We start from the raw sequence: 13,669 nt of genomic DNA on the forward strand, positions 1-13,669 counted from the left end.
AAACAAGCGAAACGTGCTCGATTCGCCGACAGCCCCATTACGGCATCTTTTACGAAAATCGCATCCGCCTACCCCCTCACCGCATCACCCCCGCACCAGCAGCACATCCATCCCCGCCGCCCGTGCCGCCGCGACGCCTTGCGTCGAATCCTCGATCACCAACGTGTCGCGCGCCTGGACCTGCAACCGGCGGGCGGCGGTGGCGAAGATGTCGGGGGAGGGTTTGGGGGGCAGGCCGTCGGAGATGCTCACGATCAGGCGGATGGCGTCAGACAGGCCCGTGGCGGTCAGGGAGGCGCTGGCCACCGCGGTCTCGGCATTGGTGCCGACGGCGACCGGCACCAGTGACGAGACCCGCATCAGCAGGTCGGCCATCCGCGGGATCGGGCGGACAAGGTGCACGTGGTCGCCGAAGGCCGCGATGCTGTCGGCGACGGCGCGGGGGACGTCGAAACCGGGGCCCGCGGCATCGGCGAATTCGGACAAGAGCGAATGGCGGTCCAGCCCGGTCCGCTGGCGGTACCAGTCCCTGTCCAGCACCTCGCCCTGCGCCGCGACAGCATCCTGGAAGGCGCGGAAATGCGCATCGGCGCTTTCGACCAGCGTGCCGTCGCAATCAAACACCACGGCGGCATAGCCGCGCGTAGTGATCAGCGCCTCCCAGTCGCTTTCGGGCAGGCGGCGTGTGCCGTCTGCATCGTGGAATTCCGCATACATGCGCAGTCCCCGGATTGCAGGTCGTCGGGTGCCGGCGCGGCCACCGCTTGCGCGTCACCCGGCCAACATGGCTGCAATTATGCGCATGATAAACCTCTGAATACTATGAAAAGATCGCGGCGACGCCGATCTTTCCGGCGCTGGCCCCGGCCCGTTCCCGCCGCTTCCTGCCGCCATTTAACAGGCGAATTTCGTTGCCAGAATTGGAAATCGGTGGTCAGCTTGGGGAATTAATTTGGGAGGAAGTCATGAAAAAGATCAAAGCAACTATTGCCAGCTCGATGGTTTTGTTCGCCGCGTCTGCGGGCGCGTCCTATGCCGACAGCCTGACACTCTATTGCTCTGCACAGGAAGACTGGTGCCAGCTGATGGCGCGCAGCTTCGAGGACGCGACCGGCATCGACGTGGACATGACGCGCAAGTCCTCGGGCGAGACCTTTGCCCAGATCCGCGCCGAATCGTCCAACCCCAAGGGGGACGTCTGGTGGGGCGGCACCGGTGACCCGCACCTGCAGGCCGCCGAGGAAGGCCTGACCATGGAATACATGTCGCCGATGCGCGACCAGCTGCATGACTGGGCGATCAGCCAGGCCGAAAGCGCGGGCAACAAGACCATCGGGATCTATTCCGGCGCGCTTGGCTACGGCTACAACACCGATCTGGCGGCGGCCAACAACCTGCCCGAACCGTCCTGCTGGAAGGACCTGCTGAAGCCGGAATACAAGGGCCACGTGCAGATGGCGAACCCCAACTCGTCGGGCACGGCCTATACCACGCTGGCGTCGATGGTGCAGATCTTCGGCGAGGATGAAGGCTTCGAGTTCATGAAGGGCCTGCACAAGAACATCAACCAGTACACCAAGTCCGGCTCGGCTCCGATCAAGGCCGCCGCCCGAGGCGAGAACACGATCGGCATCGTGTTCATGCACGACGCGGTCAAACAGGCGGTCGCGGGCTTCCCGATCAAGGTCGTCGCCCCCTGCGAGGGCACCGGGTACGAGATCGGGTCGATGTCGATCATCGACGGCGCGCGCAACGAGGACGAGGCCAAGCAATTCTACGACTGGGCGCTGAGCGCCGAGGCGCAGAACCTCGCCCTGCAGGTGAACGCGTTCCAGGTGCCGTCGAACACCGGCGCGCAGACATCGGACAGCGCGCCCGACATGTCGACGATCAAGCTGATCGACTACGACTTCAAGAAGTACGGGTCGTCCGACGAACGCAAGCGGCTGCTGCGGAAGTGGGATGAAGAGGTGTCTGTCCTGCCGCAGTAAGTGACTGACGCCCCATCAAGAACGTCCCACCCGGTCCTGGTCTTCTGGATAATCGCCGGGTGGGTCGGTTTCCTCGTCCTGCCATGGTACATGGTGGATGGCGGACTCTGGTCGTTCGAATGGCTGGTCGACGGCTACCCGTTCGACGAGGATTACGCCCCCGCGGCCTTCCTGATCGCGCAGGGCGAAAAGACATGGCTGGCACCGCTTCTCGTGCCGCTTGCCCTTCCCCTGCTTGTGGTGCGGCGCCCGAAATCCGATCCGCTTTTCGCGCGCATCCTCATCCTGTCGGGCGCGCTGGGGTTCGGATGGCTGATCGCGCAGGGCTTCGGCATCGGCATTCGCGGCTTCACCTTCGACTGGCTGAAGGCGCTTTTCGGAGAGCCCCGGATCCGCCAGTTCGGCATGGGCTATGGCGCGATGTTCTCTGCCACGGCCTTCCTTTTCCTGCTCACGCAGGGCATTGCCGCGCGGGGCGCGATCAACGGTGATGTCTTCGTGGTCAGCGCGATCGGGGGCGTGATCGCGATCGTCACAACTTTCGTCTTCTTCCCCATCGCCAACATGCTGTTCGCCGCCTTCGTGACCGAAGACGGCTCCTATTCGCTGACGGTCTTCGCGGCCAAGTTCTTCGACGACCGGTTATGGGGGCTGGGCTGCCTGTGGGGCGCGCGGTGCGGGGCGGCGTGGAATTCCCTGTTCCTCGCCGTGATCGTGGGCTTCGTCACGACGATCCTCGGCCTGTGTTTCGCGCTGGTCGTGACGCGGTCGGGCTTTCGCTACAAGCGTGCCGTGCGGGCACTGACGGTCCTGCCGATCATCACCCCGCCCTTCGTGATCGGGCTGGCGCTGATCCTGCTGTTCGGCCTGTCGGGATCGGTGACGGTGTTTCTTGCGGACCTGTTCGGCGTGCAGCCCACGCGGTGGCTGTACGGGATGCCGGGCATCCTGATCGCGCAGACGCTGGCCTTCACGCCCATCGCCTTCCTCGTCCTGATCGGCGTGGTCGAGGGCGTCTCCCCCTCGATGGAGGAAGCGGCGCAGACGCTTCGCGCCAGCCGCTGGCAGACCTTCCGCACCGTGTCGCTACCGCTGATGCGGCCGGGGCTCGCCAACGCCTTCCTGCTGGGCTTCATCGAATCCATGGCCGATTTCGGCAACCCGCTGGTCCTTGGCGGCAATTTCGACGTGCTGTCGACCGAGATCTTCTTTGCCATCGTCGGCGCGCAATACGACCAGGGCCGGGCCGCCGTACTGGCCATGGTGCTCTTGTTCTTCACGCTGTCGGCCTTCTACGCGCAGCGCGCGTGGCTGGGCAGGAAAAGCTATACCACCGTGACCGGCAAGGGCGATGCCGGGGTGCACCCCCTGATGCCCACTGGCCTGTCGATGCCGGTGACGACCATCGCGCTTGTCTGGGCGTTCTTCACGGCGGTGGTCTATGGCATGATCGTCTATGGCAGCGTGGTCGAGTTGTGGGGCGTCAACAACTCGCTCACCTTCAAGCATTACGTCACCGCCTTCAGCGTCCGGTTCGAGGAAGAGGGTATCCGCTGGACCGGTGCGGCATGGGACAGTTTCTGGACCACCATCACCATCGCGGCCATCGCCGCCCCGCTTACGGCGGCGGTGGGCCTTGTGACGGCCTACCTGCTGACCCGGCAGAATTTCGCGGGCAAGAACGCATTCGAATTCGGCACGATGCTCAGTTTTGCCATTCCGGGCACGGTGATCGGCGTCAGCTATATCCTCGCCTTCAACGTCCCCCCGATCGAGATCACCGGCACCGGTGTCATCCTTGTCGTCAGCTTCATCTTCCGGAACCTGCCGGTCGGCGTGCGGGCCGGAATCGCGTCGATGAGCCAGCTCGACAAGTCGCTCGATGAATCGTCGCTCACGCTGGGCGCGAATTCGTGGCAGACCTTCCGCCGGGTGATCCTGCCGCTCCTGCGGCCAGCGATCCTTGCCGCGCTGGTCTACAGTTTCGTGCGCGCCATGACGGCGATCTCGGCCGTGATCTTCCTTGTCTCGGCCCGCTACGACATGGCGACCAGCTATATCATCGGGCGGGTCGAGAACAACGATTACGGCCTCGCCATCGCCTATTCGACCACGCTGATCTTCGTGATGCTGGCGGCGGTCGGCCTGCTGCAAGTGCTGGTGGGCCGCGTTCAGATCGGCCGACGGAGCTAGCCTGCCATGGAGTGTCCCGCATGAGCGAACCCACCATCAGTTCCAAGGCCGCCCCGGTGCGGTTCGAAGGGGTGTCGAAGGTGTTCGGCAAGGATGTCGTCGCCGTCGACGCGATCGACCTGCATGTCGACGCGGGCAAGCTCGTCACCCTTCTGGGCCCGTCCGGCTGCGGCAAGACGACGACCCTGCGGATGATCGCGGGGCTGGAGATGGCAAGCTCGGGCCGCATCTTCATCGGCGACAGGGACGTCACCACCCTGCCCGCCACCGACCGCGACGTGACGATGGTGTTCCAGTCCTACGCGCTCTTCCCGCACATGACGGTGCTTGAAAACGTCAGGTACGGCCTGACCTTCTCGGGCTTCGGCAAGGAGGAGGCGCGCAGCCGCGCGCAGGCGGGGCTTGACCTTGTCGGGCTGAAGGGGTTCGGCGGCAGGCTTCCGTCGGAGTTGTCGGGCGGGCAACAGCAGCGGGTGGCCGTGGCGCGCGCGCTGGTTCTCGAACCGCAGGTCCTGCTGTTCGACGAACCCCTGTCGAACCTCGACGCGAAACTGCGCCGGCAGGTGCGCGAGGACATCCGCGCGATCCAGCAGGACCTTGGCCTGACGGTGGTCTACGTCACCCACGACCAGGAAGAGGCGCTGGCCGTGTCCGACGAAATCGTCGTGATGCGCAACGCGGCCATCGCGCAGAAGGGCACCCCGCGCGAATTGTACGATGCGCCGAACGACACCTTCGTGGCCGACTTCATCGGCGAGGCCAACCTGCTGGCCTGCATCATCGTCGCGGTCGAGGGCGACATGGCCGTGATCGAGATCGAAGGCTACCGGTACCGCCTCCCCGGCCGGAGCCTCCCCGCTGGACCCGCGACGCTGGCTGTCCGGCCCTCGCGCATCCGGTTCGGGGACGATACGGGGATCCCGGCCACGATATCGAAGGCGACCTATGTGGGCGTGCGCATGGAATACACGCTGACCGGCGCCTTCGGGCAGGTCTTCGCGGTTCAGGACGACGTCGACGACCCGCTGGAGCCCGGCACCGAGGTCCGGATGACATTCGCGGAACGCGGGCCGGTCCTCTTGCCCGGCGGGTAGGATGTGGCCCGGCTGATCGTCGCCACCCATCCCGAGGTCGTGGTCGACCCCGCCATCCCGGTCACCGACTGGCGGCTGAGCGACGCGGGCCGCGCCCGTGCGGAGGCGCTGGCGCGGTCGGACCTGCTCCGCTCGGTCGGGGCGATCTGGTCCAGCACCGAACGCAAGGCGCGGGAGACCGCCGCGATCCTTGCCGCGCCGCGCGGGCTCGCCGTGCAGACCGACGCGCGGCTGGGTGAGAACGACCGCAGCGCAACCGGCTACCTGCCGCCTTCGCGGTTCGAGGCCGCCGCCGATGCCTTCTTCGCCAAACCGGAACGCAGCTTTCGCGGCTGGGAAACCGCGCAAGCCGCGCAAGAGCGGATCGTCACCGCCGTCCGCGCCATCGTCGCGGGCCATGCCGCGCTAGACCTTGCCATCGTAACCCATGGCGCGGTCGGCACCCTGCTGTGGTGCCACCTGCGCGACGCGCGGATCGACCGGGCGTTCGACCAGCCGGGACAGGGCCACCTGTGGTGCGCCGACCTTGAGGGGCTTTTCCCCGATACCGGCTGGCGCCCCTTCCCCTAGCCGCCCCAGGCGCGGTCGCAGATGCCAACAAGCTCCGGAAAGACGTCGGGCGTGCCGACCACCACGCGCCCGCCCCTGCGGATCATCTCCTGCGCGTCCTGATCCTCGACCCGCCCACCGGCCTCGGCGATCATCAGCTGCCCGGCAAGGCAATCCCACGCGTTCATGTGCTCCTCGACATAGCCCAGCAACCGCCCCGCCGCGACATAGGCCAGCGACAGCGCGCCGCTGGCATTGCGGTGATACATCGCGCCGCGTTCGATGAGGTCGGCGATGACGGGCAGGATATGCGCCGCCTCAACCCGGTTCGAATACCCGACCGACACCGTCCCGGCATCAAGCGGCACGCCCGCCGCGACCGACAGCGCCTTGCCGTTCAGCGTCGCCCCCGCGCCGCGTTCCGCGGCATAGGTCTCGTCCACGTTGGGATCGCGGATGACGCCGATCCGGGTCGTTCCGCCCGTGACGCCGGCCAGCACGATAGTCCATGCGGGGATGCCGTTCACGAAATTCGTCGTGCCGTCGATGGGGTCGATCACCCAGTCGAACCCGCTGGTGCCGGACCTTGCCCCGTGCTCCTCCCCGAACACGCCGTCCTCGGGCCACGCGGCAGAGATCTCGTCGCGGATGAAGACCTCGACGGCCTTGTCAGCCTCGCTCACCCAGTCCTGCGCGCCCTTGCTGTCGACCTTGAGGTTCTCGCGGTCGCGGAAATAGGCCAGTGCGCGTTCGCCGGCGGCGTGGCAGACCTCCTCGGCAAACGCCTTCCGGCTTGAGACATCTTCGACCATATCCACCCCCGTCCGGTTGCACCCCTCGGATGCTACCGCCGAACGCGGACAAACGACACCGGGTTTCCCGCTGTAGATGGCAAGCCACCCGGCGAGGCGCGGGGCCGCCACCGCCGGGCCGGTTCAGATAATCTCGTCCTCGTCGAACATCGGGTCGTCGCCCAGCTGGCTTTCAAGGTCCTCGACCGCGCCCTCGGCCTCGGTCATGGATTTGACCCGGCCGATATGGAAGACCGCGTCGCCTTCGTTCACGACCGGCATCACGGCGCGGCCCACGATGATGCCCGAGAACGGCGCGAGGATCTCTTTCTCCTGTTCGCCGAACGGGTCCGACACCGCGGCCAGAAGCTCGCCCCTGCGGACAAGGGCGCCGTCGGATTTGAAGATGCGCAACAGGCCCCCCATCGGGGCGCGCACCCACTTGCTGGACGTGCAGAATTGCGGCGTGCCCTTCGGTTTCGCAACGCCCCTGCGAGAGATCATGCCCTGGTCGTGCATGACCCGCAGAACGCCCGCGACGCCCGCGCGGATCGTGAACTCGTCGAACCGCAGGCCCTCGCCGCCCTCGAACAACAGGATCGGTTTGCCGATGGCGCGCGCGGCGTGCCGGAGGGAGCCGTCCCGAAGCGGGGATTTCATGACCACCGGGGCGCCGAACACCTCGGCCAGTTTCTGCATGGCATCGTCCCCCGGCGAGACACGCACCTGCGGGTAGTTCGTCCGGTGAATGGCGGCCGAGTGCAGGTCGATCCCGATATCGGCGCGCGTGACGATATCGGTCATGAACCGGTTGGCCAGCCGCGCCGCCAGCGACCCCGTCTCGCTGCCGGGAAAGCAGCGGTTCAGGTCACGCCGGTCCGGCAGGTACCGCGAATGGTTGATCAGGCCATAGGCGTTGACGATGGGCACGGCCAGCAACGTGCCCTTGAGCGTATTCAGCGATTTCGACGCGAGGATCCGCCGGATGATCTCCACCCCGATCACCTCGTCGCCGTGGATCGCGCCACTGACGAACATCACCGGTCCGGGCACCTTGCCATGCACCACGTGCACCGACATCGAGATCGGCGTGTGGTCCGACAGGACGCTGACCGGGATATCCACCGTCTTGCGGGTTCCCGGTGCAACGTCCCTGCCGGCAATCCGGAAGGGCTGGACCTTCGGCATCAGCCGCGGCCCTTGGTGCGGGTCGTGCCCTTGGCCTGGTTCTTTTCAAGGAACTCGATCATCTTGCCCGCGATATCGAGCCCCGTGGCCTTTTCGACGCCTTCGAGACCGGGGGAGGAGTTGACCTCCATGATCACCGGGCCGTGGTTGGCGCGCAGCATGTCCACGCCGCAGGCATTCAGGCCCATGGACTTGGCCGCCCGCACCGCCGTCGCGCGCTCTTCCGCGCTGAGCTTGACGACCTGCGCGGAACCGCCCCGGTGCAGGTTCGACCGGAATTCGCCCTCGGCGCCCGTGCGTTTCATCGCCGCGATGACCTTGCCGCCCACCACGATGGCGCGGATGTCGGTGCCGCCGGCTTCCTTGATGAACTCCTGGATCAGGATGTTGGTGTTGGTCGCCCGGAAGGCCTCGAACACGGACTTGGCGGACCGGTTCGTGTCGGCCAGAACGACTCCAAGGCCCTGCGTGCCTTCGAGGAGCTTGATGACGAGGGGCGCGTCACCGGCCAGTTTCAGCACTTCCTCGGTCTGCTTCGCGTCATGGGCAAAGGTCGTGACCGGCAGGCCGATGCCGTCCCGCGCCATCAGCTGCATCGACCGCAGCTTGTCCCGCGACCGGCCGATCGCGACGCTTTCGTTCAGGGGATAGACGCCCATCATCTCGAACTGGCGCAGCACGGCGGTCCCGTAGAACGTGACCGACGCACCGATCCGCGGGATCACCGCGTCGTAGCCGGTCAGCTTGCTGCCGTTGTAATAGACCTCGGGCCGCCGCGACGCGATGTTCATGTAGCAACGCAGCGTGTCGATGATGTCGAGCTGATGGCCCCGCTCTTCAGCGGCTTCCTTCAGCCGCTGGTGCGAATAGAGTTTGGCATTCCGTGCCAGCATCGCGATTTTCATGATTTTTCCTTTCTTGGTGAATAGGAAGGCCTCTCTGAGACCAGGAATGTCTTCCGCGTGTGAACGGCGATGGCGTGGCTTTTCAGCGCCGCGCGCCCGACGATCATCGGGAAGGTCATGTTGGTTCTGTCGGCAAGCGAGATGTCGATCGTCCAGATGCGTTTTCCGAAACGCGCCTTGGTTTTCACGACCAGACGTTCCTCGGGGATGCCGCTGGTATTCTTGATCTCCCGGACGTGGACGACCGGGGCCTCGACGGTGCGGAACCCGACCTCGGGGTTGTCCCAGTCGGGAAGGGTCTGGAACCGCACCCATTCGACGCCGTCGCGATCGAACAGCTCGATGTTTTCCGCATGGATGGCCGAGGTCCGCGCGCCGGTATCCAGCTTGGCCTTGATCTTTTCGACGCCAAGCTGGGGCAGGCAGACATATTCCATCCAGCCGAACAGGGCGACGCCTTGTTCCTGCGCAGTGGGTCGGGGGGTCATTTTCGTCATCAGATCAACCATGGCATCATGAGGGTCGCGAAGCTGAGGACGAAGAAGAACCCTGCCATGTCGGTCACGGTTGTCAGCAACGGCCCGCTGGCCGCCGCGGGATCCTGCCCGAGCCGCTTCAACAGAAGGGGCACGACACCGCCGATAGACACCGCAAGCATCGTGTTCAGCGCTAGCGCCGCACCGATCACGAGGCCGAGGGCCGGATTGCCCTTCCAGATCCACGCAACGATGCCGATCAGCAAGCCCAGCGCGATCCCGTTGATCACCCCGACCGAGATTTCCTTGAACCAGACGCGCAGGGCATCCATCGGCCGCACGAGGCCGAGGCTGAGTTCGCGCATCGTCACGCCGACCGCCTGGTTGCCGGAACAACCCGACATGTCGGACACCATCGGCAGGAAGACGGCAAGCGCGATGACGGCGGCAAGCGTTTCCTCGTAGGCCGAGATCACGCTGGCGGCGATGATGTTGAGCACGATGTTGGCAGACAGCCACGCAAGCCTGCGCCGCGACCTCAGCCATGTCGGCATCGACCGCAACTCGTCACCCACCACACCCTGGCGTTTGAGGCTCTCGCTCTCGCTCCGCTCAAGCACGGCCTCCGCCACGGCGGACCGGGACACGACACCGACCAGAAGACCGTCGGTATCGACAACCGGGATGCCGAGGAACGGATGCTCGTCAAAGATGTCCTCGAGCCGCTCCAGCGGCATGTCCACCGGCACGGTCATGGGGCGAACCATGATGTCCGTCAGGTGGGCACTGCGCTTGGCCGTCAACAGGCCGCGCAGGGACACGACACCCGTCGGCTCCCCCGCCTCGTTCACGATATAGGGGTGCTGTCCGCGATAGCGTTCGAAGTCATCCTCTTCGGATGCAAAGGTCCGCAGGACCTTGCCGACCGTATCCTTGTCCGAAAACCGGAACACCTCGGCCATCATCAGGCCGCCGGCGGTGTTGTCCTCGTAGGCCGCAAGGCGACGGACATCCGCCGCGTCCTGTGCGTCCATCTCGGACAGAACCGCCTCGGCGTCGTCGGCATCCATCTCGCCGATGACGTCCGCCTGAACGTCCGAATCAAGTTCTTCGAGGATTTCGGCCGCACGCTCGGGTTCCAGACGCTCGACAAGGTCGGCGGCCATTTCGTCCGGCGCTTCCTCGATCAGTTCCGCCGCGAGTTCCGCGGGAACTAGTTCAAGGACACCGTCCCGCTCCACAGGCGACAGCGCCAGCAATTCTCGCAGCGCATCGCTGTAGGGCAAGGGGTCAAGCAGCGCCGAGATGCGCTCCGCGTCCCCTGCCGCGATGGCTTCGCGCAGGTCTGGCCCGATCTCCCGGACTTCCTCGATGTGGTCTTGGTCTAGCATGTGGCACCAAAATTTTTCTTCCCGTGCTTTACATAGGCAAAAAAATTTTGTCTATAGATAAAAATAGTTTGGATTTGAAGATGCAGCACGATGATGTAGCCAAGCAACTCCAGGATCTCTACGCGGTCCCATTCGGGGGCAAGGGATCGGGTCGCTTCAGGATTCCCGAGAAGCTCGTGAAAGAGATGATGGGCCGACGGCGGCTTTATCCCGAAGACCGGACAGCCCTCGCACGCGCCCTGTTCGAGCGCGGCTTCGTCCTGATCGACATGGACACCTTCTTTGTCGTGATGAGCGCGAATTCGTTCGTCAACTACCGGCGCGTCGGGAAGGAAACGATCGCACCGAAGTGATGATCGGCATCGGGAAACGTGCCCGCGCTGCGTTCCGGGCATCCCCGGCAGCAAAAAGGCCCGCACGACGGCGGGCCTTTCCAGCGTTGGTCGGGGAGCGTCAGGCCCAGGTCGCGGGCACGTAGCGGTAGACCTCGCCGTCCCGCAGGATGCGACCGAAGCCGGGGAAGTGGACATGGCTGCCCGCGATCAGGGTCTTGTCGGCGGCCAGCCTGTCGAACAGCGCGACGCGGGATTGCGCGGCGAGGCCCGTATCCACGTCGAACCCGAACCCGATGTTCGGAAGCGCGGTGTGCAGTTCGGCGTTGTGGATCGTGTCGGCGACCATCATCACCTGCCGGTCCCCGCCGTCGATCATCACCACCGAATGGCCCGGCGTGTGGCCCGGCGACAGCGACAGCGTCAGGCCCGGAGCGATCTCGGCCCCGTCGGCCACCTGCGTGACCCGGCCCGCATAGGCGCCCATCACGGCCTTCGCCAGCTGGAACAGGCCCTGCATCGCCTCGGGCGCGGCGGCCATCGCGGCGTCGTCGGTCCAGAAAGTCGCCTCGGCCTCGGCCACGACCAGTTCGGCATTGGCAAAGGCCGCGCCACCGCCCGCCAGAAGACCGCCGACATGGTCGGGGTGCAGGTGCGTGACGACGACCGTGTCCACCGCCTCTGCCGACGTGCCCGCCGCCGCGAGACCTGCCGACAGGCGCCCGAACCCCGGCCCCAGCATCTCCAGCCCGCCCATGCCCGCGTCGATCAGGATGGTGCGGTCACCCGATTGCAGCAGGTAGGCGTTGACCGGCGCGGGCAGCAGGTCCGGCCCGATCCCGTTGGCCTCCATCACGCTGTTGATCTGCTCGTCCGGCAGGCCAAAGAAGAACCCCCGCCCCAACGGCGCGACGCCGTCCATGATCGCCGTGATCCGGTACGATCCGAGCGACGCGCCATAGATCGCCGCGTCGCCCGGCGCGGCGTGGCCATCCGCCCGCGCCTGCCCCGCGAAAGAGACCGCCAGCGGAGCCGTCAGGGCCGCCATCCCGAAGGCGCGGCGCGAAAGTCTGGGTGATGGGAACATGTCGAAATCCTTCTGTTGCAAAATTAAGTTCGTACACGATATATTCTTTTACGAAATTCTTGATGTCAAGCCTTTCGTTTCCGCAAGGCCGTGACTAACGTGCCCGGTATGAGCGACACTCCGTCCAAACTCGACACGATGCTGTGCTACCGCGTCTACGCGCTGCAACTGGCGTTCAACCGCTATTACCAGGCGGTTTTCGGCGATACCGGCTTCACTTACCCGAAATACGTCGCGCTGATGGGGCTTGATGAACTGGGCACGGTCACGCTCAACGAACTGGCGGCGCGGATCGGGGTGGAGCCGAACACGCTGTCGCCCCTCGTCAAGAAGATGAGCGGGTTCGGCCTGATCGACCGCAAGCGCGACGACCGGGACGAACGGCGCGTGCTGCTGTCGCTGACGCCCTTCGGCAGATCGGTGCTGGCCGAGGCCACCCGCGCCGCCGATGCCGGGTGGGAGAGCCTAGGCCTCGACCCCGCAGCGGTGGAACAGGCGCTCGCGGTTCTGGGCGACGCGAATGACCGGCTGGCCGCCGCCGACCTGCCCACGGTGATGCGCCTGCCGGACCGGCCCGGCGACTGACCGCCCGGCCTATGCCGTGAGCCATCCTTCCAAATCGCGCTCCGGGTGAATGTGCGGCGTCCCGGTGGCAACCATGTGCGGGCGCAGGTCCGCCGGGCCACGGCCTTCCGGGTCGCCATGCGCCCAGTCGTGAAACCCGTCCGACCACCGCAAGAGCGCCCCTGTCTGCGGCAGCGTTGCGGTGCCGCCCTCGGCCCAGAAGGTCAGGCCGTCGCCCATCGTCTCGCCGAACAGCCGCGCCCGCGCGCCCAGCCGGTGCCGGACGAGGACCGCGACGACGATCGCCGCCGAAAACGTGTACCTGTCCACCTGCACGGCGCAGCGCGCCGCGTGTGCATCCAGCGCCGCGACCAAGGGCAGTGCCTTCAGGAAACTGCCCCCCGGATTGCCACGCAGGTCGAGCACGACCTGCCCGTCGCCCGCCGCGACCCGGCGCGACGCATCTGCAATGACGGCATCGAGGTCGGGCACCTCCGCCTCGGCCAGCGATGCCAGCCGCACCCGCGTTCCGGGGCTGTCGGACTTTGCCCATGGATCGGCGCCGGGTACGTCGCCGCCGCGCTCGTGCACCGGGTAAAGGTCAAGCGCGGGCACGCGCGTGCTCATGTCGCAGGCAACCGAACCGCCCCCGGACAGGCCGAACGTGACCTGCCGCCCCGGATCGATCCCCCCCGCCGACAGGGCGGCGGGCCAGGCAAACATGACCCCCGCAACCGCCCTTTGCCGCGCGGGTGTCCCGGCGAGGAACGGGGTCCAGCGGGCAAACAGCGTCTCGGGGTCGATCCCGTCCACGTGTTCCAGCGTCCCGCCATCCGCACCGCACAGATGCCACCCCGCGCCCCGCGCCACGATCCGCGAAGGTATAACCTCCAGCGCGGGCATCGGGATGATCCGGGTATGCCCGTTGCCCGCCAGCGCCAGCACGCGCATCGCGGCCAGCAGGAAGGCATCACGCGATCCTGTCCGCGCGACGTCGCGCATCCGGTCCAGCGCCGCACCCATCAATGCAGAAGGGACGGCGGCACAGGCCCCGTCCCTTTCCACGAATTCTGAAACGATGTCAGCGTCCTGGGAAAAGCCCGCCACG

14 protein-coding genes are annotated in these 13,669 nt (G+C 66.0%); 6 read left to right on the plus strand and 8 right to left on the minus strand.

Annotated elements, in window-relative coordinates:
• Positions 1-84: 84 nt before the first annotated feature.
• Positions 85-717, minus strand: a complete 633-nt coding sequence (locus ATO11_RS06595) for an HAD family hydrolase (protein ID WP_050530070.1) — start codon at positions 715-717, stop codon at positions 85-87.
• A 248-nt stretch (positions 718-965) separates the two neighbouring features.
• Here ATO11_RS06595 and ATO11_RS06600 point away from each other — a divergent pair, with 248 nt between their 5' ends.
• From ATO11_RS06600 to ATO11_RS06615, 4 genes are read left to right on the plus strand one after another with little or no spacing between them, the layout of a single operon-like run.
• Entirely contained in the window at positions 966-1,991 is a 1,026-nt protein-coding gene (locus ATO11_RS06600; protein ID WP_050530071.1) for an ABC transporter substrate-binding protein, read from the plus strand.
• A complete protein-coding gene (locus ATO11_RS06605) occupies positions 1,992-4,184 on the plus strand; it encodes an ABC transporter permease (protein ID WP_050530072.1) in 2,193 nt (730 codons plus the stop codon).
• A 20-nt stretch (positions 4,185-4,204) separates the two neighbouring features.
• Entirely contained in the window at positions 4,205-5,278 is a 1,074-nt protein-coding gene (locus tag ATO11_RS06610) for an ABC transporter ATP-binding protein (protein ID WP_050530073.1), read from the plus strand.
• A 3-nt stretch (positions 5,279-5,281) separates the two neighbouring features.
• Complete coding sequence (locus ATO11_RS06615; protein ID WP_050530074.1) at positions 5,282-5,848, plus strand: histidine phosphatase family protein; 567 nt, start codon at positions 5,282-5,284, stop codon at positions 5,846-5,848.
• Here the strand turns inward: ATO11_RS06615 and ATO11_RS06620 are convergent.
• From ATO11_RS06620 to mgtE, 5 genes are all read right to left on the minus strand, one after another.
• Entirely contained in the window at positions 5,845-6,639 is a 795-nt protein-coding gene (locus ATO11_RS06620; protein WP_050530075.1) for an inositol monophosphatase family protein, read from the minus strand. The two genes, ATO11_RS06615 and ATO11_RS06620, sit on opposite strands and share 4 nt — an antisense overlap.
• A 123-nt stretch (positions 6,640-6,762) precedes the next feature.
• Positions 6,763-7,806, minus strand: a complete 1,044-nt coding sequence (locus ATO11_RS06625; protein ID WP_050530076.1) for a succinylglutamate desuccinylase/aspartoacylase family protein — start codon at positions 7,804-7,806, stop codon at positions 6,763-6,765.
• Positions 7,806-8,711, minus strand: a complete 906-nt coding sequence (gene rimK / locus ATO11_RS06630) for a 30S ribosomal protein S6--L-glutamate ligase (RefSeq protein WP_050530077.1) — start codon at positions 8,709-8,711, stop codon at positions 7,806-7,808. Before rimK ends, ATO11_RS06625 begins: the two co-directional genes overlap by 1 nt.
• Entirely contained in the window at positions 8,708-9,208 is a 501-nt protein-coding gene (locus tag ATO11_RS06635) for an ATP-dependent zinc protease family protein (RefSeq protein WP_242601374.1), read from the minus strand. The genes rimK and ATO11_RS06635 overlap by 4 nt, the downstream gene beginning before the upstream one ends.
• Positions 9,208-10,578: a magnesium transporter gene (gene mgtE / locus ATO11_RS06640; RefSeq protein WP_050530079.1), complete on the minus strand. Its 1,371-nt coding sequence runs from the start codon at positions 10,576-10,578 to the stop codon at positions 9,208-9,210. Before mgtE ends, ATO11_RS06635 begins: the two co-directional genes overlap by 1 nt.
• Before the next feature lie 80 nt (positions 10,579-10,658).
• Here mgtE and ATO11_RS06645 point away from each other — a divergent pair, with 80 nt between their 5' ends.
• Complete coding sequence (locus ATO11_RS06645) at positions 10,659-10,931, plus strand: hypothetical protein (RefSeq protein WP_050530568.1); 273 nt, start codon at positions 10,659-10,661, stop codon at positions 10,929-10,931.
• 100 nt (positions 10,932-11,031) lie between these two features.
• On the opposite strand, the gene ATO11_RS06650 is transcribed toward ATO11_RS06645, so the two are convergent.
• Entirely contained in the window at positions 11,032-11,997 is a 966-nt protein-coding gene (locus tag ATO11_RS06650; RefSeq protein ID WP_134643076.1) for an MBL fold metallo-hydrolase, read from the minus strand.
• Between the two features lie 108 nt (positions 11,998-12,105).
• Between ATO11_RS06650 and ATO11_RS06655 the strand changes: the two genes are divergently transcribed.
• A complete protein-coding gene (locus ATO11_RS06655; protein ID WP_050530081.1) occupies positions 12,106-12,582 on the plus strand; it encodes a MarR family winged helix-turn-helix transcriptional regulator in 477 nt (158 codons plus the stop codon).
• 9 nt (positions 12,583-12,591) lie between these two features.
• Here the strand turns inward: ATO11_RS06655 and ATO11_RS06660 are convergent, their stop codons facing one another.
• Entirely contained in the window at positions 12,592-13,668 is a 1,077-nt protein-coding gene (locus ATO11_RS06660; RefSeq protein ID WP_134643077.1) for a S41 family peptidase, read from the minus strand.
• Position 13,669 lies beyond the last annotated feature (1 nt).

The organism is Pseudaestuariivita atlantica, assembly GCF_001205715.1.
In the GTDB taxonomy this organism is placed as follows: domain Bacteria; phylum Pseudomonadota; class Alphaproteobacteria; order Rhodobacterales; family Rhodobacteraceae; genus Pseudaestuariivita; species Pseudaestuariivita atlantica.